The following is a 24,044-nucleotide window of genomic DNA, read 5'->3' as shown; positions in this document are numbered from 1 at the left end:
AAAAACAGACTAATTTAAGTCGTAAACAAATAAACTTTCTTTTGGTGTCAATGTCTTGCCCTCCATGATCCGATCCAAGACTGAATAATCTCCACGATACGCACGAGGACTGGTCAACTCTCCTACTTTTAAACTTTGGGCTTGATCAGATAGATTGATAACATAGACGACATAAGCGTTTTCTAAATAGCGGATAATTCCAAAAATTTGCTGTTTTTGCGAATAGAAAGGAAAAAATTTCCCTTCTTTCAACACATCATATTTCTTTCTTCGTTCAATCCATTTTTGGCAATTTTTAAATAAGTTTGGATTAATCGACTGCCAAGGGAAAAATTTGCGATTGTCGGGATCCTTACCGCCTGTCAATCCCGCCTCATCACCATAATAGATACACGGAATCCCCGGCATCATGAACATCAATCCCCACGCCTGATCCAAAGCTTCAACAGAGCCATTCAACATAGTTAAGATCCGTTCTGTATCATGGGTTCCGATATTGTTTAATTGGTTGTAATAAAAATCGATCGGATAATTTTCTTGGTAACGAATCATTTCCTCACAAATATCTTGTAATGATCGCGACTGCTGCAAGATAGCTAAGATTTGTTGACGCAATGGATAATTCATGACTCCTTGCAGATGATCGCCAAAGACATATTTTCGCCGCGTATCATAAGCAATCTTGTTCGAAGCATCTTCCCAAACTTCGCCGATCAGAATTTTCTCCTGATAGGCAGATAGATTTTTACGAATACCGGAAATAAATTCATCCGTCAACTCATCGGCAACATCTAATCGCCAACCATCGACACCCATTGAAGTCCACTTGGATAAAACGCTATCCAGATCACCATAAATAAATTCTTGATAACTAGGATTATCCTTTCGTACTTCCGGCAGATCCGCTACTCCCCACCAAGATTTATAATCCTCTGGGTAGTGATTGAAAGTGAACCAATCGCGATAGCGACTTTGCGGATCACGAGCAGCCCCAGTGTGTTCTCCGTAAAGCCCGGAGATATTGAAGTACCGACTATCTTTTCCTACATGAGAGAATACGCCATCTAAAACAACTGCGATTCCTGCCTCGTGCAGTGCTGCAATCAATTCTCGAAACTCTTCCTCCGTCCCTAAAATACCATCCACTTTAAAATAATCATTGGTATCGTACCGATGATTTGATGTGGCTTCAAAAATCGGATTCAAATAGATCGCAGTGATTCCTAGTTCTTGAAAATAAGGAATTTTGGCTTGAATCCCTTTAAAATTTCCGCCAAAAAAATCCCAGCGGACGATCTCATTTTGCTGATTGCGAATATATAAAGGCGTGTCTTCTTCGGTCGCATAAATGAATGAATTTTTTTTTGGTTGATTAATTCTTCGATCTGGATTTCCGTTAGCAAACCGGTCGGGAAAAATTTGATAAAAGACGGCCTCGCGATACCAAGTCGGCGCAACTTCTGGTTTTTGATAGCATGTTAATTGATAAGGAATGACTTCTTGTTCAGCACCATAGATCTGTCCTTCGCCGCCTTGTCCTTTAAAACCGTAATACTGGATTGTTTCACAGCCAGCTGATTCATGGACGATCTTAAAATAGTAAAAGTACAATCCCCACCCCTGATCCATAATCGTTTGAAAGTGAAAGCGATCTTCTGAGACAGCTTCCATCGGAAATATTTTTTGCCCAACAGAGCTGCCTTCTTTGCGGACAACCAAGAAAGCTTGAGCGTTTTGCTGATCCAAAACAGACAACCAGACATCTACCATCGTCCCTTCTTGCACAGCACCAAATGGCTGTTTGTAACGTTCTAACCAAGGATTAAAGTAAATAGGAGTCATGTTCTGCACCTCGTAGATCTTCATGCGCAAAGACAGGCTCTATTTGCCAAATGTCATCGGCATACCGTTGGACGGTATCATCAGCAGAAAAGCGCCCTGCACTTGCGATATTACGCAAACTAATTTGACGCCAGCGCCGTTTGTCTTGATACGCTTTGTTGACTGATTCTTGTGCCAGACAATAATCTTCAAAATCACGCAAGACAAAAAATTCATCATTGTATTTGATCAATGAATCAAATATCTCATACCCTTCAGCACTGATATTAGGAATAGTGCCATCAGTCAAGGGTGCCAGCACTTTACGGATCGTCGCATTCTCATCATAAATACTCAGTGCAGAATAATTCTTATTTTCATAATATTGATACACCTCTGACTCTGTCAATCCAAAAATAGCAATATTCTCTTCACCTACTGCGTCACGAATTTCAACATTTGCACCATCCAAAGTTGCGATCGTCACGGCACCATTTAGCATCAATTTCATGTTCGATGTGCCGGAAGCTTCTTTTGACGCAAGTGAAATTTGCTCACTAACGTCAGCGGCTGGAATGATCCGCTCGGCTAAACTGACATTGTAATTTTCTAAGAAGACAACTTTTAGTTTATTATTGATTGTTGGATCTTGATTGATCAAACTGGCTGTCTCATTGATCACTTTGATGATTGATTTTGCATAGTGATAACTTGGCGCTGCTTTTGCACCAAAGATAAAGACACGCGGTTCGATCGGCAAGTCAGGATTTTCCTTTAAATCTAAATACAGTTTGATGATGTGTAAAAGGTTCAGCAATTGACGCTTGTAGGCATGTAGTCGTTTGATTTGAACATCAAAAATCGCCTGCGGACTCACTTCGATACCGCAATGTTCTTGGATATATGCCGCTAACCGTTTCTTATTAGCTAACTTTGCATCTGCTAAAGCGGCTAATACATGATCGTCTTCTGTATAATTCAACAACAAGCGCAAATTAGTCGGCTGTTTGCGCCACGAGTTGCCGATCGTTTCATCTAAAACTTTACTCAGCGCTGGATTGGCTAACTGTGTCCAACGACGCATCGCAATTCCGTTGGTCTTATTGTTGAACCGTGCTGGATAAAGCAAATAAAAATCGTGTAAGACGACCGATTTCAAAAGATCTGAATGCAGTTTTGCAACGCCATTCGTTGAATGTGAACCAATAATCGCTAGATGAGCCATATGGACTTGATTGTCTTGAATGATTCTAGTTCTTTGAATCAAATCAAAATCATGAACTCCGGTCATTTCGGCAACGAAACGACGATCAATTTCCTCAATGATTTGGTAGATTCTAGGACAAACACTTTTCATCATATTGATCGACCATTTTTCCAACGCCTCTGCCATAATTGTATGATTCGTGTAACTCATAACCTCTTGCGTCAAGTTCCAAGCTCGTTCCCAACTTAAGTTCTCTTCATCGACTAATAGACGCATAAATTCTGCGACACACATCGCCGGATGAGTATCATTGATATGGATTGCAACAGACTGATTGATTTTATCTATCGGTTTGTTTAACTGTTTGTAATAGCGCAAAATACTTTGTACACCAGCTGAGACAAAGAAATATTCTTGTGAAAGACGCAGTTTTCTACCATCTTCGCTAGAATCATCCGGATACAATACGGATGTCAAATCTTCTACTGTCCGCCGATCTTCAATACTCCGATAATTTTCTTCTTCTTCCAGCGGGATCTCGACTGACCATAAACGCATTGTATTGACGATATCATTTTGATACCCCACCATTCCTGTATCATAGGGAACCGCACGTAAGGTCATCCCTCCTTGATAATCAGGGCTTAGATTACCAGCAGCATCAGGAACAAGATAAACTTCTCCGCCTAGATGGACATCTACGGCTTTGCTTTCTTTGCGAATTTCCCATAAATTTCCTTTATGCAACCATTTATCCGGCAACTCTACCTGATAATTGTCAACAAAATGCTGTTTGAATAATCCATATTCATATCGGATCCCATTTCCGTTTCCAGGTAGCCCCATCGAAGCAATCGAATCCATGAAACAAGAAGCCAGACGGCCGAGTCCGCCATTACCTAACGCCATGTCAGGTTCGACTTCTGCTAAATCTTCTAAATCAATTCCTAATTCAGCAAGACCTTCAGTCACCATCTCAAGCCAGCCCATGTTTAAAAGATTGCTCTTCAACATCTTGCCTGGCAGAAATTCGATTGAAAAATAATACGCTTGCTTTTGTTCCGCTTCTCGATAATCCGTCCAGGTCTGCTGCCATTTTTGTGAATACGTCGACGTCAGTAGCGAACCTAGTGTTTGATAAAGCTCATTTGGTGAAGCATCTGCAACTCCCATAGCAAATTTTTCAGCTAAGCGACGACTGAAACATTGTTTAAATTCTGTTTTATCCATATTATCATCTCCAACTGCGCTTTTATTACAGCGCTCTGTCTAATGAACCAAAAAGCCAAAATCTACAGCCAAAGGCCCTAGATTCTGGCTTTTTTAATTCTACACTGATTTGTATAGATCTAAATATTGCTGACTAGAGCCAGTCCAACTAAAATCACGCGACATTGCTGCTATCATCATTTTACGCCAAATATCTTGATGTTCTTGATAGAGTTTTATTGCTTGTTTCAAGGCATTCATCAAATAGAACGGTTCAAAAATAGTAAAACCAAAACCAGTTCCTTCATTTGTAATTGGATTATAAGGTTGGACAGTATCTTTCAACCCCCCGATTTCATGCACGATTGGCAATGTTCCATAACGCATGGAGATCATTTGCGACAATCCACAAGGCTCAAAAGCTGACGGCATTAAAAACATATCCACACCAGCATAAACTTTTTGTGCCAAATTGACATCAAAAGCGATTTGGATACTTGTTTTGTCCGGATATTTTTGGCCAAAAACTTGAAATTGCTCTTCAAATCTCGGATCACCGGTACCAACTAAGATCAATTGCACATCAAATTGCATCAAATTTTCCATTTCTTGCAACAACAAATGAAATCCTTTTTGGTACGTCAAACGACTAACGATCCCAATTACCGGAACATCTGGTCGAACTGGCAATGCTAAATATTTTTGCAATTGAACTTTATTCTCTATTTTCTGATTTAGTCGTTCTTGATCGTAATTTGTAAAAATAGCAGGATCTGTGGCAGGATTGAAGGCCTCGTAGTCAATGCCATTTAAAATTCCACAAAGCTTTTTACTTTCCATTCGTAAAATTGGATCTAGTCCTGCACCAAATTCAGTCGTTTTGATTTCTTCAGCATAAGACGGGCTGACCGTAGTCACGCGATCCGCATACAAAATCCCAGCTTTCATAAAATTTACACAGTCGTTAAATCGAATAGTCCCATCATCGTAACGATCGTAGCCCATTCCAAATAAATCACCTAGAATTTGACGGTCGTATTGTCCTTGGAATTCGATGTTATGAATGGTCAAGACTGTCCGAATTCGACTAAATTTTTTGATCCACTGATATTTTTCTTTTAATAAAAAAGGAATGAACGCCGTATGATAATCATTCAAATGCATGACATCAGGAATAAATTCGATTTTTTCCAGCAGTTCAATGACCGCTTGTTGATAAAAAGCAAAGCGTTCCCCATCATCGTAATACCCATACAATTCTGGGCGATCAAAGTAATAGAGATTGTCTAAAAAATAATAATCGATCTCATTCATTCGAAGATATTTCACACCGCAATACTGTTTGCGCCAGCCAACCTGAACTTCATACGAGAATAAATCTTGCAGCTGCTCCTGATAATGTTGCGGTAGTTTAGTGAAAAAGGGCAAGACAACCTTTATGTCTGTTCCTTTTTTTTGCAAAGCTTTCGGCAAAGCACCTGCAACATCGCCTAATCCGCCAGTTTTAAAAAACGGAGCACATTCTGCCGCTACAAATAATGTTTTCACGTCTATTCGCCTCCGTAAACGTCACTCAGTACATGTGTATTTTTTTTGATCACAACGGGTTTATCCGCTGAACCGATAATTTTGACCCCTGGTTCCACTACGACATTTTTATCTAGGATCGCATAGCGAACAACTGCCCTTTCGCAAATACGACAGTTTGCCATCACAATCGAGTCTTCAACTGCTGCATCTTTTTCGATCACGACACTGCGTGAGAAAAGTGATCCATACGCTTTGCCATCAACTAAACAGCCGGTGGCAAACTGACTTTTTTTCACTTCAGAAGTCGATGAATAATAAGTAGCGACTTCATTTTTCAATTTCGTATAAATCTTTTGTTTTGAATATAATAAAGAAGTGAATTTTTTAGGATTCAACATATCCATATTGGCATCATAATAGGATTTGATATCAAAAATATTTCTTAAAAAGCCGGTATACTCGTAAGCGGAAGTTTTTACTTTATTCATCGCTAGAGTAAAGAAATCAAGTAGTGCTACAGGACTACCTGAATTTTGTCCTTCTTGCAAAGCATGAATTAACCACTCCGTTTGGCAAATAAAGATTTTCATACCTAAATTAAATAATTCAGCTTCTGAATTATCCTCTAAAAAATTATGATGTCCTTGAACGATTCCGTGTTCATCAACTTCTAAAATCTCATCTTGCCGATAGACCTGTTCTTTGGGCATCTTTTTATAGACGACTGTCATCGTGCTGTTGCTTTGTTGATGGCTTTTCAATACAGCTTCTAAATCAATGTTGCAAAGCATTCGATTTCCCATAAAGACCGTGTATTCCGATTTTGATTTGTTCAAATAATCGATTACCGACTCAAAATAGGGGCGCCCTTCCGCTTTCTTTTTCAAAAAATCTTGATAATAGTGAATGAAATAACGACTATCTACGCTGTCTAAATGCCACTCACGTCCACCGCCGATATGATCAAAAACTGATTTCGTGGATCCTTGATTAAAGATCATATAAACAGATTTAATATTCGCGTTGATAGCATTCGATAAATTAAAATCGATCAGACGATATTTACAATCGAAAGGCAAAGTAGCCAGCGGTCTTTTTTCGGTTAACGGTAATAATTCTGGGCATTCATACACATTCCCCAAAATCGCATTCATTTTATTCGCTCTCACTTGTCAACACTCCAATCACTTCTGAATAGCCTACAACGGCAATTTCTTCTGAACCGTCGACTATGGCATTATCTCCAATAATCGCATTTTCACCGATGATTGCTTTTGTGATTTGTACGTTTTTACCAATTGTTGCACCAGGCATAATCACGCTATCAGTGACTTTCGCCCCTTCTTTGACTTGTACATCATTTGATAAAATACTGTGTTCCACTTGGCCCGCTACATAACAGCCATCTACAATCAATGCGTCTTTTACCTCCGCATTCTCCGTTAAAAAATGTGGCGGGGAAACGGTATTCTTTGCTAAGATCCGCCAATTTTTATCACGAATATCCAGACTATGGGCTGGATCAATAAACTCCATGCTGGCTTCCCATAATGATTCGATCGTCCCTACATCTTTCCAATAACCATCAAACCGATATGCAAAAACATTTTCGCCGCTCTCTAAGTAAGCAGGAATCACGTGTTTGCCAAAATCCAACATTTGATCATCTTTTTTATAACTATTCAACAGAATACTGCGCAAGCGACTCCAATTAAAAATATAAATCCCCATAGATGCTAGATTGCTTTTAGGCTCTGCTGGCTTCTCTTCGAATTCAATGATCCGATCATTTTCATCCGTATTCATGATTCCAAAACGCGACGCTTCTTCTCGCGGTACTTCAATTACAGCAACAGTCAACGAAGCATTATTTTCTTTATGATTTTCCAGCATCGCCTCATAATCCATTTTATAAATATGATCGCCTGATAAGACAAGAACATACTGCGGGTCCATCTGATCGATGTAATCCATGTTTTGATAAAGTGCATGGGCCGTTCCTTCAAACCATTTACTGCCATCATTACTGGAATACGGTTGTAAAATCGTCACGCCTGAATTTAGTCCGTCAAACCCCCAACTCGAACCATTTCCGATGTGATTGTTCAAAGCTAACGGCTGATATTGTGTCACCACGCCAACATTGTTGATTCCTGAATTGATACAATTACTCAATGTAAAGTCAATAATTCGATAACGACCACCAAAAGGGACGGCAGGTTTTGCAATTTTTTGTGTTAGTTTGCCGAGACGGGAACCTTTCCCGCCAGCTAAAATCATTGCTAATATCTCTGTTTTCATTTTATTTTGATGAAGGACTTTCCTTCATCGACCTCCCTTCTATCTCTTGCGTGTATTGATTGATTCCGGTTTTAAAATAATAACGCCTAAAGCTGGAACAGTCGTTTTGATTACTTGACTGTACTCTTTAAATTCAAATGGTTCACTTTGACATGCTTCATTATGCTTTGTCCAAGTTCCCCCAAATTTTTGCATTTCTGTATTCCAGATTTCTTTGTATTTTCCAGGATACGGAACACCAATCGTAAAATCACGACGCTCGATCGGAGTCATATTTAAAATGACGATTAAGAAATCTTTTTTACGTTTTCCTTTTCGCATGAAAGTCAGAACGGATTCTTCTGTGTTGTCTGCATCAATGATTTCGATTGTGTCATAAGAATCTTCCAACTCCCACAGTGCCGGTTGATTTTTATAGAAATCGTTCAGTTCCGCTGTAAAAGACTGCATCGAATGATTCAACGGCTCATTCAAATCGACCCATTCCAACCCTTCATCAAATTTCCATTCTAAAAATTGTCCCCATTCACTACCCATGAACAATAATTTTTTCCCCGGATGAACCATGAGATACGTATATAAGTTTCTCAGTTGAGCAAATTGTTTGTATCGATCGCCCCACATTTTGTGCATCAGACTCTTTTTACCATGGACGACTTCATCATGGGACAATGGTAAAATAAAATTTTCTTGCATCATATACATAAAAGAAAAAGTGATTAGATTAAAATGATCTTTCCGATAAATCGGGTCCATTTCATAAAAGCGCAAGACATCATTCATCCAACCCATATTCCATTTAAAATCAAATCCCAACGAACCGCTCTCAATCAATCCAGTCACTGGCGTCTCAGAAGAACTTTCTTCTGCAATCATTAATACATTTGGGTGCGCTAACTTAACTACAGCATTTAGTTTCTGTAAGAAATAATATCCTTCAAGATTTCGGTTTCCGCCTTCATGATTAGGGGTCCACGGACCATCATCATAATCTCGATAGATCATACTTGAAACGGCATCTACCCGAATCCCATCAATATGAAACATCTCAATCCAAAACATTGCACTGGAAATCAAAAAACTTTGAACTTGCGGTTTGCCTAAGTCAAAATTGATCGAACCCCAACGGTTATTTTTAGCTCGGTCAGGATCAATGTATTCAAATTGCGGTGTCCCATCATAATAAGGCAGCGTATCATCATTGATACAATAATGTCCTGGTACCCAATCTACAAACACACCAATATTATTCAAGTGACACGCTTCAACAAAATCTTGAAATTGTGCCGGTGTGCCATAATACGAACTTAGTGCAAAGTAACCTATTAACTGATACCCCCACGAACGACCTAGCGGATGCTCCATCAACGGCATAAATTCAACGTGGGTGTAATTCATTTCAACTAAGTAAGGAATCAACTCTTCCGTCAAGTCAGCTAAGCTATACGGTGTACCATCTTCATGTTGTTTCCACGAACTTGCATGAATCTCGTAAATATTCATCGGCCGTTTAAAGTGATTGGAACGCTTGCTGCGTCCGCGCCATAGACCATCTTTCCATTTCTTTTCAGGGAATTGATACAGTTCGGCTGCGTCACCAGGCCGCTTTTCAAAGCGAACCGCAAATGGATCAATTTTTAATATTTCACGCCCGTTGGCTTGCGTCACTTTAAATTTATAAAGATCCCCTTCATTGGCAAGATCTGTATAAATTTGCCAAATCCCGCTTGCGTCATCTTTTTCCATCGGCAAATCATTCTGCCATGCATTAAAATCACCAACTAAAAACACTGACAACGCATTGGGCGCCCAGACTCTAAAGACGTATCCTTCTTCTACTTGGTGAGCACCTAAAAAATGATGCGTGTAGAAATTCTCGCCTGACAAAAATGTTTTCTTAGCGTCTTCAACTTGCTGCATTCCATCTTGTTTATCATTTTTCATGAGAACCACCTTTTTAAACGCTACAGCGTTCTTGTATTGCATTTTAATGTGAAAAAATTAATAATAAAAATAAAATTCACCCTTGGTAAAACGAGACTATTTTTAATAAATAACAGCTATATATTTTTGGTTACCTTTTCAATTAATTAATTCTCCTTATTTAATATTATATTATAATAAGAAATGAAATAGAAGGTAAATTTTCTAAATCCATTAAATTAAGCCTTTTTCTTTTATAAATAACCTATATTTTTTTGCACCTCCACTCCCTTCTATTTGCCTTTTGATAAAATAATCGTTAGGCTGATAGATATAAGATAAGTCAATTGGCCGATGCTATAAAAACACATGAATTGGAGGTCATACAATGATCGATATCAAAATGTTGGTGATGATCTTTTTTATTAATTTTGCATACGTCACACTGAATACCCTTCGTTTTATGTTAACGATGAAAGGTTACCGAATTTTAGCCCCGTTGATGAGTATGGTCGAAATCACTATTTATATCCTTGGCCTTTCACTAGTGTTGGATCGTTTGGATAATCCAATCAACTTGCTGACCTATGCTTTAGGCTACGCCATCGGGATCAGTGTCGGGATCAAGATTGAGGATAAGTTAGCACTTGGCTATATCATGGTCACTGTCATCTTGCCAACAAACACTGACCAAGAAGCTAGTTTGCCGCGTATTTTACGAAAAAACGGCTATGGTGTCACACAGTCTTACGGCGAAGGACTGGAAGGCGAACGAATGGTGCTAGAGATTCTATCCCCGCGTAAAACAGAACGTGTTTTATACGCCTTAATCAAAGAAGTTGAAGAACGCGCCTTTATTATTTCTTATGAACCAAAATATATTTCCGGCGGTTTCTGGACAAAAAAGGTTCACAGACGCCAAAAAAACAGCGCGAAGCCTTAGAGCTTCACGCTGTTTTTTTCCAGATAAACCGAATCAATTCTTTTTCAAACTCAATACTTTTAGTTATTCTAGAATGTCCCCCGCTTTTTCCCGTGACAGTCAACTCCCGATAACTTTCAGCATGCCTTTGCAACAAAAAACGCAAAGCAAACACGCTGTGAATCGAGACTGAACCATCGCTATTTGAATCGTCTTTTAAATCTCCGGCGACATTCAATACTTGCAGCCGTTGTGGCAAGTGGGTCATCGCTTGATCAAAATACTGATAAATCGGCGTCTTTCCCTCCGGACCTTCTTCTGTCAATTCATACGCAAAAATCTCTTCTGTATCTTCTGCGATTTCCAAATCATTAAACGGTGCCGCAATCGCAACAAAATGTTCGACTGCCGGTGTTTTTTCTCCAGCATATTCCAATAAATAGCGCAGTGATGAAACACCGCCCATTGAGTGACTGACTAAATTGACTTGGGTAATTTTTTGTCGAAAGAGGTAGCGCATCACGTGATCAATCCATTTACTCTGAGTAATCTCACTCGTCACATCTTTGGCAAAAAGGACCATGATTGTCGGGTTGTCTTTATTATTCTCAAGCTTTCCTTCGACATCTAATGTCCCGTCTGCTTCAACGACGATCGTCAGTTCACGTTTGGCGATGTTTTCTTTTTCTAAGTTTCGCAAAAGCGGACCGAATGAAAAAGAACTGCCTTCATAACCATGAATGAATACTGTCGGAACATTTGAATAATGGATAGTCTTTTGTTTCACCAAAGTACCTGGACTAAAATAGCGGATCTTTGCATAATAAATCCCACCAGAAACTAACAAGAAACCTATTAGTAAAATAATCCCTTTAACGATTCGTTGCATGAGTTATTCCTTCTTTTTTATCAAATAAGTAAAACTTGTTCGTTCGCCTAATAATTTTTCAGCCAATTCACGGACAAAAAAGAAACGTGTCTGCTGATCCATTATCGGCTGATCGAGTGAGATCCTTTCCGCGAAAAATGGCACTGTTAGTTTCCAAGCTGGTTCTTTCGCGACAACTTGACTTCTTAGTAGGCTTTCTAAAAAAATCGATTCCCGTCGAGGCGCTTTGCCAGCGATTATTCGTTCAAACAATAGTCCCAACTGATTCGTAAAAAACTCAAGATTGACATCACCAATAAGACTAGCTAGGTTGGGAAACAATTCTGGCTGTTCAATATTTTCAAAATAATTCGGCAATGTTTCAGGCAATACTCCGCTACGATTGATCGTCACTAATTGAAAAGTTGCATGTTTTAGACGATTGCAAGTAGCCATCGGGAAATCAAGTGCCAGTGTTTCTTCCGGTTCAGCGCACCAAAATTCTTCACTTAGCCAAACGAGCAATTCTTCTGTTGAGTACTTGTCCCTCGTTGCTTGAATAAATGCTTCAACGAATGCTGTTGTTTGATAGTTTTTTATTACAGTAAGTTGAAGTTGATAACGGCGTTCTTGACGCGTAATGATCTCATTATCAATCAAAAAATCTAGATTTTTGTCTAAATGTTTTTGCTCGGGAAATGCTTTTCGGATCTCACGCAAGATCACCGGTGTTTCGAGTTTTTCAAAATAACTCAGCAATTCAGCTATCTCTGGTCGCTTTAATAATTGTTCTGTTTTTTGGTTATTTGTATAGATGCGCATAGTCATTTCCTTTCTCGATCAAGGAACAATCCTTCTAACATAAAAATTCACGGATGACCGCGTATTATTCAACAAATTAAAAAATGGGATGTGACAAAACTTTTGCCACTCCCCATTTTTTCGAATAAACAGTATCCCAGTAGATTCTTCGGAATTCCTGTTTATCGCTTAAAGCTGCTCGCTCTGCCACAACCTCTTATCTGATCAGATTATTTATCAAACGCTGCTGTTAGTTGAGGGACAACTTGTTTCTTCCGTGATACGACCCCTGGTAAGAAGGCACGATCATTTTTAAGTTGCACATTAAACGCTTCTGTCACCATTGCTCGCGGTTCGCCAGCTACTAACAATTCTGAATCAGAATTCAGAATATTGGTAACTAATAGCAAGAATAAATCGTACCCATTTTCGCTATTTTCCGCTAACATCGCGTCGCGTAATGCCTCTTGACGAGCAAAGACTTCGTCAAGATCGACTGTATTGACTTGGGCGATTCGAACTGTTTTATCAGCCATTGGAAATGATTTAGCATCTAGATCCAATAATTCTGCTTCAGATTTGTCTCCTAAATTTGTTCCAGCTTTTAACAAATCTAGTCCATATCCATTTAAGTCGACGTTTGCGATTTGAGCCAATTCGTTGGCAGCATCAATATCTTCTTGAGTACATGTTGGAGATTTGAATAATAATGTATCAGAAACAATCGCAGAAAGCATCATTCCAGCGATTTTTGCTGGTATAGCGATAGTGTTTTCTTTGTAAAGTTTCAAGACGATTGTTGATGTACAACCGACTGGTTCAGCACGATAATATAGCGGATTCGCTGTTTGAAAGTTCGCAATCCGATGATGATCGACAACTGCTAAAATATTCAATTCTTCAATATCTGCAACACTTTGTTGAAATTCATTATGGTCGACTAACATTACATCACTTGTTTCAGCCGCAATTTTGTCTACCACTCGTGGAGCTGTCAATCCGAAATGATCCAAAGCAAATTGAGTTTCTTCATTTGGTGTTCCAAGTGCGACTGCTTCTGCGTCGACTCCTAATTCTTTTTGTAAATTGGCAAAGGCGATTGCAGCCCCGATTGCATCCGTATCAGGATTTTGATGCCCGAAAATTAAAACTTTTCCCATAGTTGATCCGCTCCTTTAAATAAGTTCTCCTTTATCATATCAAAAAAACGCAAAAGAGCAACAACATGCGCCCTTTTTCACCGATAAATTAGCAACTATATCCCAATTGTTTGGACTAAAAATAGCTTGAATTAAAACCGATAAAATTATTTTTTCAATCATACCCATCCTTGAACACCGACAAAATATTTGTCTTACAGATGACTTTCCATTCAGAACATTTGCCCCATACAAAAAGGCCGTGACAAGTATTCGTCACAGCCTTTTATTTATTTTTTACGTTCTAAGTAGCCTTTATAATCTTCAGTATGCAATAATTTTTTTGCATTTTCTACTCGATCATCAGTTGGGGGTTCAATTCCTTCTAACGGATAGTCCATATCCATCTCTACCCATTTATATTTCCCCATCGTATGATAAGGTAAAATTTCAACTTTATCGACATTATTCAAGCTCTTAATAAATTTATCTAATCGAATTAAAAATTCGTCGTAGTCGCTTCTAAATGGTACCAATACATGGCGGATCCAGACAGGTTTATTGATGTCTGAAAGATATTTTGCCATCGCTAAGATGTTGTCATTGCTTTGACCAGTCAGTTCTTTGTGCTTTTGGTTATCGATTTGTTTGATATCAAATAAAACTAAATCAGTATATTTCATTAATTCTTCAAATTTAGAGAAAAATGGTTCTTCAAAAGTAAATGGATTGCCGCAGCTATCTAAAGTCGTATCGATCCCTAGTGCTTTTGCCTGTTTGAACAGATCAATCAAGAAATCGATTTGTAATAATGGTTCACCGCCGCTGACCGTGATCCCACCTTTTTTGCCCCAATAACTTTTATAGTTCAACGCTTCATTCAAAACATCTTCAGCTGTTCTCTTCTTAGCTTTAGGATCGTTGATTTTCCAAGTATCAGGATTGTGACAAAATTGGCAGCGCATCCGACAGCCTTGCATAAAGACGATAAAACGTACGCCAGGTCCGTCAACAGAGCCAAAGCTTTCAATTGAATGGACATTCCCAACAACAGGTTGTTCAGCCACAGTAGACATAAACAGTCCCCCTCTTTTATCTGTAAAAATTTTTTTGCAGAAATTTTTTAATTAGATATATGTGTTAAAAAGTAAGGCGAATAGACCTCCGTCCATCCGCCCTTACTTTTCTTATTATTGTAAGTTACTACATTTTTGCGTGGAATGTACGGCTGATTACATCTTTTTGTTGTTCACGAGTTAAGTCGATGAATTTAACAGCGTAGCCAGAAACACGGATCGTGAAGTTTGCATATTCTTCTTTTTCTGGGTGTTCCATTGCATCAATTAATTTTTCTTTGCCAAACACGTTTACATTCAAATGATGAGCGCCTTGGTTGAAGTATCCATTTAAAACATTTGTCAAGTTTTCGATTCGTTCATCTTCATCATGACCTAATGCATCTGGATTAATACTTTGTGTATTTGAGATACCATCTAATGCATATTCATAAGGTAATTTTGTCAATGAGTTAAGTGAAGCCAACAAACCATTTTGTTCAGCGCCATAAGATGGGTTTGCCCCTGGTGATAATGGTTCGCCTGCTTTACGTCCATCAGGCATTGTTCCAGTTGCTTTACCATAAACAACATTTGAAGTGATGGTTAAAATAGATGTTGTTGGTTCTGAATTGCGGTAAGTATGGTAGTGTTCAAGTTTTTCTAGGAATGTCTTCAACAACCATACAGCAATATCATCTGCGCGTGAATCATCATTACCATATTTAGGGAATTCACCTTCAGTTCTGAAGTCAGTTACGATACCGTCTTCGTCACGGATTGGGAATACTTTCGCATATTTGATTGCAGATAATGAATCGACTACGTGAGAGAAACCAGCGATTCCTGTTGCGAATGTACGTTTCAAGTTTGTATCCATCAATGCTAATTCAGCAGCTTCATAATAATATTTGTCATGCATGTAATGGATCGCATTCAATGTATTCACATACATACCAGCTAACCATTCAAGCATATCGTCATATTTATCCATTACTGCATCAAAGTCTAATGCATCATCTGAATCGATTGGGCGGAAGTCAGGTCCGACTTGGACTTTAGATTTTTCATCAACCCCACCGTTGATCGCGTATAACAAAGCTTTCGCTAAGTTCGCACGAGCACCGAAGAATTGCATTTCTTTACCTGTTTGTGTAGCAGACACACAGCAGCAGATTGCATAATCATCTAACCAGACTGGACGCATTACATCGTCATTTTCATATTGGATCGATGATGTATCGATAGAGATTTTTGCTGCATATGCTTTAAATCCTTCAGGTAAACGAGAAGAATATAAAACAGTCAAGTTTGGTTCTGGTGAAGGTCCCATGTTTTCTAATGTGTGTAAGAAGCGGAAGTCATTTTTAGTTACTAATGTCCGTCCGTCCATTCCCATACCAGCAATTGATAACGTTGCCCAAACTGGGTCGCCTGAGAACAATTCATTGTATGAAGGAATCCGTGCAAATTTAACCATACGTAATTTCATTACTAAATGGTCAATCAATTCTTGTGCGCCATCTTCAGTCAAAAGACCGTTTTGGATATCACGTTGAATATAAATATCTAAGAAAGTAGATACACGGCCAATTGACATTGCAGCACCGTTTTGTTCTTTGATTGCTGCTAAATAACCAAAGTAAGTCCATTGTACTGCTTCTTTCGCATTTTCAGCCGGACGAGAAATATCGTAGCCGTATGCAGCAGCCATTTCTTTGATACGTTTCAAAGCTCTGTATTGATCGGTGATTTCTTCACGTAAACGAATATCTTCATCTGTAAATTGACCGTGTCCGCAATTTTCATGATCTTTGAATTTTTGTTCCATCAAATAATCAATTCCGTATAAAGCTACACGACGATAGTCGCCCACGATTCTTCCGCGTCCATACGTATCAGGAAGACCAGTGATGATTTTGTTCCGACGTGCGGCACGAATTTCAGGTGTGTATACATCAAATACAGCTTGGTTATGTGTTTTATGATAGTCATTAAAGATCTCATTAAACTTAGGATTTGGTGTATAACCATAACTTTCAAGTGATTCTTCAGCCATCCGAATACCACCGTAAGGCATAAATGCACGTTTTAATGGTTTGTCTGTTTGAATACCGACAATTGCTTCTTTGTCTTTCAAAGCTTCATCGATATAACCAGCGCCGTATGCATTAGCAGCAGATACGACATCTGTTTCCATATCTAAAACGCCACCATTTTCGCGTTCTTGTTTTTGCAATTGTTGCAACTTGCCCCATAATTCATTCGTTGCATCAGTTGGTTCTGCTAAGAAATCAGCTGTTCCTTCATAAGGTGTGTAGTTCGCTTGGATGAAGTCGCGTGTGTTGACTTCTGTTTTCCATTGCTCACCTTTAAAGCCTTTCCATGCAGTTTTTTCAGTGTTTTTCATTTTTTCTAGTTCATTTGTTGCAGTTCCCATTTTAAAAGGACCTCCTTAGAATAAAAACTTAATTACTACAGCTTTATGAACAAAGTATAACACATAATTTCCGTTATACAAGCCTTTCCATGTGAAAGATTAATTAGAAAACCAAATATTTTTGTAATCATTTACAAACTGTTGATATAACAAGGTTTTTAACGATAAAAGATCTTAAAAATATTTTATGATAGCGGATGATTCCACCTGTTTTGTGATAAAACAAACGGGCTTCTGTCTTAGTACAGAAACCCGTTTGTAATGCAATTATATAGTACAGAAATCTTAGTTTTCAATTAATTCTTGGACTAGTTGAATACTAGAAAGTTCCCCATCTTGCTTCTCATTGATCACAAAAGTTCCATTAGAAATTCGATCACTGATCGTAACGTCAGCAATCTTGATTTCTTTTTCGATTCCCTTGCTTGTAGTCAACATTAGCGTTCCTTCTGTTTCCGTTGTTAAATAAACTAAACGATGCGGACTTTTCTTCAACTCACGGAAAATCATCAGACCGCGTTTAGCTCGGCCTAACTGCGGCAATTCTTGTGCCAACATTCGTTTGGCTGCTCCGCGTTGGCTGAGTAGTAAAATCGGCGAATCTCCTTCAGAAGGCACGAGTGAACCGGATACTACATAGTCGTCTTCTTTCAAATTGATTGCTTTGACACCTGCTGCTTTTGCACCTACTACAGGGACTTCATCTAACGGATAACGCAATCCAAAGGCCCGATGAGAGGCAATGAATACGTCCACCTTATGCACTTCATTAGTTAAAAAGACTGATACAAGCTGGTCAGTTGGATTTTTCATTTTCATCGCTGCGGTCGGGCGGCTGCGGTAGGTCCGCCACGGTGAAAATTCTGTCATACGTGTTTGTTTGATCATGCCTTCTTTACTCATAAAGATAAAGAATTTATTCACGTCGATCTCCTTGTAAGGAAAGGCTGCGATGATTTCTTCGGTTACCGACAGACTGGTGATGGTTTGCGAGATATGTTCACCCACGTCTTTCCATTTCAGCTCAGTGATTTCATGAACAGGCCGATAGATCATATTGCCGTGATTAGTTAAGATCAGCAAATGATCCAATGTATTCAGCTTATCAATGAAAATGATCGTATCGCCTTCCTTCATACCGTGCTCTTCTAAACGCGAGGCGTTATATGAACGTAAACTGCTACGTTTCAAATAGCCTTCTTTCGTCAATGTCACGATAACATCTTCTTGAGCAATCAATACTTCTGCTTCGATCTTGATCTCGCTGATCTCGTCTTCAATTGGCGTTAAACGATTGTTGCCGTAATTCTTTTTGATTTGACGCCATTCTTGCTTCATGACTTTATGCAATTCTTTTTCGCTGTCTAAAATCAAGTTCAGTTCTTTGATCTCGGCAGCTAGTTCAGCAGCTTCTTTTTCCAATTGAGTGATATCTGTATTGGTCAAACGATACAATTGTAACGTTACGATTGCTTCTGCTTGTTCTTCACTAAAATCAAAGCGTGCAACTAAATTAGTTTTGGCATCTTTTTTATCTTTACTGTTTCGAATCGTTGCGATCACTTCATCAAGGATCGACAAAGCTTTCATTAATCCTTCAACAATATGCTGGCGTTTTTTTGCTTTGGCTAGTTCATATTGGCTGCGCTTAGTGATCACTGCTTTGCGATGTTCAATATAGCTTTTTAAAATATGTTTCAACCCAACTTGTTTCGGCGTCATATTATCGATTGCTACCATATTGAAATTATAGTTGATCTGCAAATCGGTATTCTTAAATAAATAATTTAGAATCCCTTCCGCATTAGCATCTTTTTTTAGCTCAACGACGACTTGCAAACCAGTTCGGTCAGACTCATCACGCACTTCAGCAATACCATCGACTTTTTTATTTAAACGAATCTCATCGATTTTTTTCACTAAAACGGCTTTATTTACTTCATATGGAATCTCATGAATAACGATTTGTTGTTTTCCGCCTTTTAGCGGTTCAATCGAAGTTTTTGAACGAAGAATAACTTTACCTTTTCCTGTTTCATATGCTTTTTTTATCTCGGCTTTGCCTTGTAGGATTCCGCCAGTTGGAAAATCAGGACCTGGAATATATTCCATGATCTTTTCTAATGATGCATCTGGATGATCGACCAAATAAATAGCGCCATCAATAACTTCAGATAAATTATGAGTAGGGATCTCTGTCGCATACCCTGCTGAAATCCCTGTCGAGCCATTGACTAATAAGTTAGGATACGCCGCCGGCAAAACAGTCGGTTCTTTTTCGGTATCATCAAAATTCCAAACTAAGTCGACCGTTTCTTTTTCAATGTCTTTCAGCATTTCTCCGCTCAACTGAGACAAACGTGCTTCGGTATACCGCATCGCAGCTGGTGGATCACCATCCATTGAACCGTTGTTTCCGTGCATTTCGATCAGAACTTGGCGTAATTTCCAATCTTGACTCATCCGTACCATGGCTTCATAAATTGAACTATCTCCATGCGGGTGATAATTACCCATGATATTTCCGACTGATTTTGCTGATTTTCGGAAGCCTTTATCGTAAGTATTCCCATCTTTATTCATTGCAAATAAAATTCGGCGTTGAACAGGTTTTAAGCCATCGCGAATATCCGGCAATGCCCGTTCTTGAATAATATATTTTGAATAGCGGCCAAATCGGTCACCCATCACTTCTTCTAATGTTAATTCTTGAATTGAATGCTTTTTATCCATTCTTTGACCACCTCCTATTCATCAAACAGACTGCTAGGTTTGCCCTCATCAGTCTTTTCTACTTTTTGTTCTGTTGTTGCGGCAATCGATCCGTCTTCTTTGCTATCTAATAAACTACCATCTTCTTCTAAAGTAAATTGGACGTGGCTTTCGATCCATTTCCGTCTTGGTTCAACTTTGTCTCCCATTAGAGTCGTCACGCGACGTTCCGCTTGGGCAGCATCGTCAATCCGTACTCGGACAAGCGTCCGGTATTCTGGATCCATCGTCGTCTCCCATAATTGTTCCGCATTCATTTCACCGAGTCCTTTATAACGTTGTAGCATGTAGCCTTTACCGACTTTTTTGATCACACTTTGCAACTCATCATCGGTCCAGACATATTCAACGACCTGTTTACGTCCAGCGCCTTTTGAGACCTTGTATAAAGGCGGCAATGCAATATAAATTTTTCCAGCTTCAATCAATGGTTTCATATAACGATAGAAAAATGTCAATAATAAAACTTGGATATGCGCGCCGTCTGTATCCGCATCGGTCATGATGATGATTTTATCGTAATTACAATCTTCAATAGTAAATTCCGGTCCAACACCCGCGCCGATCGTATAGATCATTGTATTGATTTCTTCATTCTTCAAAATATCTTGCATTTTAGCTTTTTCAGTGTTGATGACTTTTCCCCGTAATGGCAAAATCGCTTGGAATTTCCGATCGCGGCCTTGTTTAGCTGAACCGCCGGCAGAATCACCTTCGACTAAGAAAAGTTCATTTCTAGCCGCGTTACGAGATTGTGCAGGAGTCAACTTGCCTGAAAGCAATGACTCGCCTTTTTTACGTTTCTTGCCATTTCGGCTTTCTTCCCGAGCTTTTCGTGCTGCTTCCCGAGCTTCCCGAGCTTTGATTGCTTTACGAATCAGCATTTGACTGTTTTCGCTATTTTCCTGCAAATAAAAACCCATCTGTTCGCCGATGACACTATCGACTGCTCCTCGAGCTGCCGGCGTTCCTAGTTTCTCTTTTGTTTGCCCTTCAAATTGCAGTAGATTTTCTGGAATTCGAATAGACAAAACAGCAGACAGCCCTTCACGGAAATCTGAGCCTTCTAAATTTTTATCTTTTTCTTTCAATAATCCCAATTTACGCGCATATTCATTGAAGGCTTTTGTCATTGATGTTTTCATCCCAGATTCATGGGTCCCACCATCTTTGGTTCGAACATTATTGACAAAGGATAATAAATTTTCTGAATAGCCATCATTGTACTGATAAGAAAATTCAACTTCGATTCCTTCATGTTCACCAGAAAAATAAACAACTGGCGTCAACGTATCCTTGTCTTCATTCAAATATTCAACGAACTCTTTGATGCCTTCTTCAAAATGGAAGACTTCTTCTACTTTTTCTTCCCCACGCAGATCAGTCAAAGTGATCTTGACCCCGCGTAATAAGAATGCCGATTCCCGTAACCGTTCTGATAATGTTTCATAAGAAAAGTTTAAGACCGTGAAAATTTCCGTATCGGGTAAAAAATGTACAGTCGTCCCATTTGGTTTACGGGTCTTGCCGATTTTTTTCAACGTTCCTTGCGGCTTACCGCCATTCTTGAATTTTTCTTGGTATTCTATGCCATCTCGAACAATTGTTACCGTCAACCATTTGGATAACGCATTGACTACACTGGCACCAACACCATGTAATCCACCGGAAGTTTTATAGCCGCCTTGACCAAATTTTCCGCCGGCATGCAAGATTGTAAAAATTACTTCCACCGTTGGAATTCCTGAAGCATGCATTCCGACTGGCATACCACGTCCTTTATCGCTTACTTCTACACTATTGTCATGATGAAGAGTGACTTCGATTTCATTTCCATAGCCTGATAATGCTTCATCGACTGCATTATCAACAATTTCATAAACCAAATGATGCAATCCGCGACTGTCCGTCGATCCGATATACATCCCTGGGCGCTTTCTAACCGCTTCTAATCCTTCTAACACCTGGATCGAAGCGTCATTGTATTCGTTATTCTTCTTAGCCAATCCTACAGCTCCTTACTTCTAGCGTAATCATCTTCCTTTAAAGAAAAATGAATTATTGTCTGTACCATATACCTTCTACATTGCTAACTTTTTAGATTTAAAGCATCGATCCATTTAATCATTAGCCAAGCTAGATTGGTATCTTTGTCTAACGTACATCATTTGTATGATACGCTAAAAAAGTACAAAAAAAAAGCCTCTCCTATTTCTGAAAAGGCATTTTAACTATTTTTTGTAAAAAAATCAACTCGAAAATCACGCTTTTTTATTTAACTCAATCTTCACACAACGGTCCATAACAATGTCATTGCGTCCCTGATCTTGTAAAATCTTTGCCGCTTCTTCGCTGCGTAATCCAAGCTGGGCCCAAAAAACTTTAGCATCCGTTTTTAAAAATTCTTCAGCGATCTCTGGTAAAAATTCACTTCGTCTGAAGATGTCCACGATATCAATTGGCTCTGGCACAGCAGCTAAATTTTCTACGACAGGAATCTCATTGATCGTTTGACCCGCTAACTTAGGATTTACACCGTATAATTTATACCCATGAGCTTTTAATACTTCAGCAATTTGATAACTAGTTTTAGCAGGATTTGAACTAAGTCCAACGACTGCAATCACCTTAGCTTCATCTAAATATTGAAAAATTTTTTCTTGACTAGGATTTTGAAAACTCATTTGATTTCCCCCGCTCACTTTATTTATTTACGATAATCAGTATATCATGGGATTAGAATTTGTTCACTCTTTTGAAATCTGCTAAAATGACCTTACTAACCGAAGAAATGAGGATTCATATGAAAATCGCTATACTTTTTGTCTTAGCTTATCTTTTAGGTTCTATTCCTTCTGGCATTTGGATTGGAAAATTTTTTTTCAAAAAAGACATCCGCGAGTTCGGCAGCGGAAATTCTGGTACGACCAATACGTTTCGTATATTAGGAAAAACGGCGGGACTGATTGTTTTTGCAATGGATTTATTAAAAGGAACGCTAGCAACTTGTTTACCTATGATTTTCCATCTAGAAATCAATCCGCTATGGTTTGGTTTAGTTGCAGTCATTGGTCATACATTGCCGATTTTTGCAGGTTTTAAAGGTGGTAAAGCGGTCGCTACTAGCGCGGGGATGTTGTTAGGATTTGCACCATTATTTTTTTGTTATTCGATAGTTTTCTTTTTGATCGTTTTGTACATTACTAGTATGGTCAGTGCGGCAAGTATTACTTCAGCCATTTTTGTCACGCTTTCTTCGATTTTTCTGCCCTATGTCTGGCCGACGATTTTACCCACATACAATTGGTTGCTGACACTGGTCTGTTTCGTTTTAACTTGTTATATCACCTATCGTCACAAAGAAAATATCGTACGAATCAAAAATGGGACAGAAAATCGTGTATCCTTCGGCTTGAATAAAAAGGAGAACTAATGGAAGAGCAATTATTGGATTGGGCGATCGAACTTCAAGCGTTGGCTCAAGCAGGGCTGGCTTACACAAAAGACCCCTTTGATCAAGAACGTTTTGAACGAATTCGAACGATTGCAACAGAGATGCTAGCTGTGCAATCACCGCTGCCTATCTTGAAATTAAGAGAATTGTTTGCGGCTGAGTCTGGTTACCCTACACCTAAATTAGATACGCGAGCTGCGGTATTTAATGAAAATAAAATTTTGCTAGTACAAGAAAAAAATGGTCTTTGGTCATTGCCGGGCGGCTGGGTCGATTTCGATCAGTCGATTAAAGAAAATACCATTAAAGAAACGCTAGAAGAAACCGGCTTGCAAGTCAAACCAGCAAAGGTTATCGCTATTCAAGATCGGAACAAGCATAATCTGCCACGCTATGCTTACAGCGTTTGTAAAATTTTCGTAGAATGCGAACTGCTTGGCGGCGATTTTATCGAAAATATCGAAACGATCCAAATTGATTGGTTCACTAGCGATAACTTGCCGCCTTTAGCTGAGGCAAAAAACACACAGAAACAAATCAAACTATGCTTTGATGCCCATCATTGCACTGATTGGTTCGTCCCTTTTGATTAACACGATTGA

General features: G+C 38.9%; 17 protein-coding genes. 3 read left to right on the top strand and 14 right to left on the bottom strand.

The window, feature by feature from the left end; translation table 11 throughout:
* Nucleotides 1-9 precede the first annotated feature (9 nt).
* The 6 genes from FFM68_RS04980 to glgB form a co-directional block, all read right to left on the bottom strand.
* Nucleotides 10-1,842 (bottom strand): glycoside hydrolase family 13 protein, encoded by a 1,833-nt coding sequence (locus tag FFM68_RS04980; protein WP_137618331.1) that lies wholly within the window; start codon nucleotides 1,840-1,842, stop codon nucleotides 10-12.
* Entirely contained in the window at nucleotides 1,823-4,258 is a 2,436-nt protein-coding gene (locus FFM68_RS04975) for a glycogen/starch/alpha-glucan phosphorylase (RefSeq protein ID WP_137618330.1), read from the bottom strand. The genes FFM68_RS04980 and FFM68_RS04975 overlap by 20 nt, the downstream gene beginning before the upstream one ends.
* A 99-nt stretch (nucleotides 4,259-4,357) precedes the next feature.
* Nucleotides 4,358-5,785: a glycogen synthase GlgA gene (gene glgA, locus FFM68_RS04970; protein WP_137618329.1), complete on the bottom strand. Its 1,428-nt coding sequence runs from the start codon at nucleotides 5,783-5,785 to the stop codon at nucleotides 4,358-4,360.
* A 2-nt stretch (nucleotides 5,786-5,787) separates the two neighbouring features.
* Entirely contained in the window at nucleotides 5,788-6,936 is a 1,149-nt protein-coding gene (glgD, locus tag FFM68_RS04965) for a glucose-1-phosphate adenylyltransferase subunit GlgD (protein ID WP_137618328.1), read from the bottom strand.
* On the bottom strand, nucleotides 6,923-8,068 hold the full coding sequence (locus tag FFM68_RS04960) for a glucose-1-phosphate adenylyltransferase (RefSeq protein WP_137618327.1): 1,146 nt from the start codon (nucleotides 8,066-8,068) through the stop codon (nucleotides 6,923-6,925). Before FFM68_RS04960 ends, glgD begins: the two co-directional genes overlap by 14 nt.
* Before the next feature lie 39 nt (nucleotides 8,069-8,107).
* A complete protein-coding gene (gene glgB, locus FFM68_RS04955; protein WP_137618326.1) occupies nucleotides 8,108-10,012 on the bottom strand; it encodes a 1,4-alpha-glucan branching protein GlgB in 1,905 nt (634 codons plus the stop codon).
* A gap of 367 nt (nucleotides 10,013-10,379) precedes the next feature.
* On the opposite strand from glgB, the gene FFM68_RS04950 reads away from it, so the two are divergent.
* Complete coding sequence (locus tag FFM68_RS04950) at nucleotides 10,380-10,934, top strand: DUF2179 domain-containing protein (protein ID WP_137618325.1); 555 nt, start codon at nucleotides 10,380-10,382, stop codon at nucleotides 10,932-10,934.
* 4 nt (nucleotides 10,935-10,938) lie between these two features.
* On the opposite strand, the gene FFM68_RS04945 is transcribed toward FFM68_RS04950, so the two are convergent.
* The 8 genes from FFM68_RS04945 to FFM68_RS04910 all read right to left on the bottom strand — a co-directional run bounded on the left by FFM68_RS04945 (nucleotide 10,939) and on the right by FFM68_RS04910 (nucleotide 22,672).
* A complete protein-coding gene (locus tag FFM68_RS04945) occupies nucleotides 10,939-11,802 on the bottom strand; it encodes an alpha/beta hydrolase (protein ID WP_137618324.1) in 864 nt (287 codons plus the stop codon).
* 3 nt (nucleotides 11,803-11,805) lie between these two features.
* Nucleotides 11,806-12,603, bottom strand: a complete 798-nt coding sequence (locus FFM68_RS04940; RefSeq protein WP_137618485.1) for a DUF1803 domain-containing protein — start codon at nucleotides 12,601-12,603, stop codon at nucleotides 11,806-11,808.
* Nucleotides 12,604-12,812: 209 nt separating this feature from the next.
* Entirely contained in the window at nucleotides 12,813-13,742 is a 930-nt protein-coding gene (locus FFM68_RS04935; protein ID WP_137618323.1) for a manganese-dependent inorganic pyrophosphatase, read from the bottom strand.
* A 269-nt stretch (nucleotides 13,743-14,011) separates the two neighbouring features.
* Nucleotides 14,012-14,797 (bottom strand): pyruvate formate-lyase-activating protein, encoded by a 786-nt coding sequence (pflA, locus tag FFM68_RS04930; RefSeq protein ID WP_137618322.1) that lies wholly within the window; start codon nucleotides 14,795-14,797, stop codon nucleotides 14,012-14,014.
* A gap of 127 nt (nucleotides 14,798-14,924) precedes the next feature.
* Complete coding sequence (gene pflB / locus FFM68_RS04925) at nucleotides 14,925-17,216, bottom strand: formate C-acetyltransferase (protein ID WP_137618321.1); 2,292 nt, start codon at nucleotides 17,214-17,216, stop codon at nucleotides 14,925-14,927.
* A gap of 285 nt (nucleotides 17,217-17,501) precedes the next feature.
* Complete coding sequence (gene parC / locus FFM68_RS04920) at nucleotides 17,502-19,949, bottom strand: DNA topoisomerase IV subunit A (protein WP_137618320.1); 2,448 nt, start codon at nucleotides 19,947-19,949, stop codon at nucleotides 17,502-17,504.
* A gap of 14 nt (nucleotides 19,950-19,963) precedes the next feature.
* A complete protein-coding gene (gene parE / locus FFM68_RS04915; protein WP_137618319.1) occupies nucleotides 19,964-21,994 on the bottom strand; it encodes a DNA topoisomerase IV subunit B in 2,031 nt (676 codons plus the stop codon).
* 255 nt (nucleotides 21,995-22,249) lie between these two features.
* Entirely contained in the window at nucleotides 22,250-22,672 is a 423-nt protein-coding gene (locus tag FFM68_RS04910; RefSeq protein WP_137618318.1) for a CoA-binding protein, read from the bottom strand.
* Nucleotides 22,673-22,791: 119 nt separating this feature from the next.
* Between FFM68_RS04910 and plsY the strand changes: the two genes are divergently transcribed.
* Nucleotides 22,792-23,421, top strand: coding sequence for a glycerol-3-phosphate 1-O-acyltransferase PlsY (gene plsY, locus FFM68_RS04905; RefSeq protein ID WP_137618317.1), 630 nt, complete (start codon nucleotides 22,792-22,794; stop codon nucleotides 23,419-23,421).
* The gene (locus FFM68_RS04900) at nucleotides 23,421-24,035 is read left to right on the top strand and encodes an NUDIX hydrolase N-terminal domain-containing protein (protein WP_137618316.1); all 615 of its coding nucleotides are present in this window, start codon (nucleotides 23,421-23,423) and stop codon (nucleotides 24,033-24,035) included. Before plsY ends, FFM68_RS04900 begins: the two co-directional genes overlap by 1 nt.
* Nucleotides 24,036-24,044: the final 9 nt, after the last annotated feature.

It is taken from the genome of Enterococcus xiangfangensis (assembly GCF_005405365.1).
GTDB classification, from domain to species: Bacteria; Bacillota; Bacilli; order Lactobacillales; family Enterococcaceae; genus Enterococcus_A; species Enterococcus_A xiangfangensis.
This window is presented reverse-complemented; position numbering and strand designations above follow the sequence as displayed.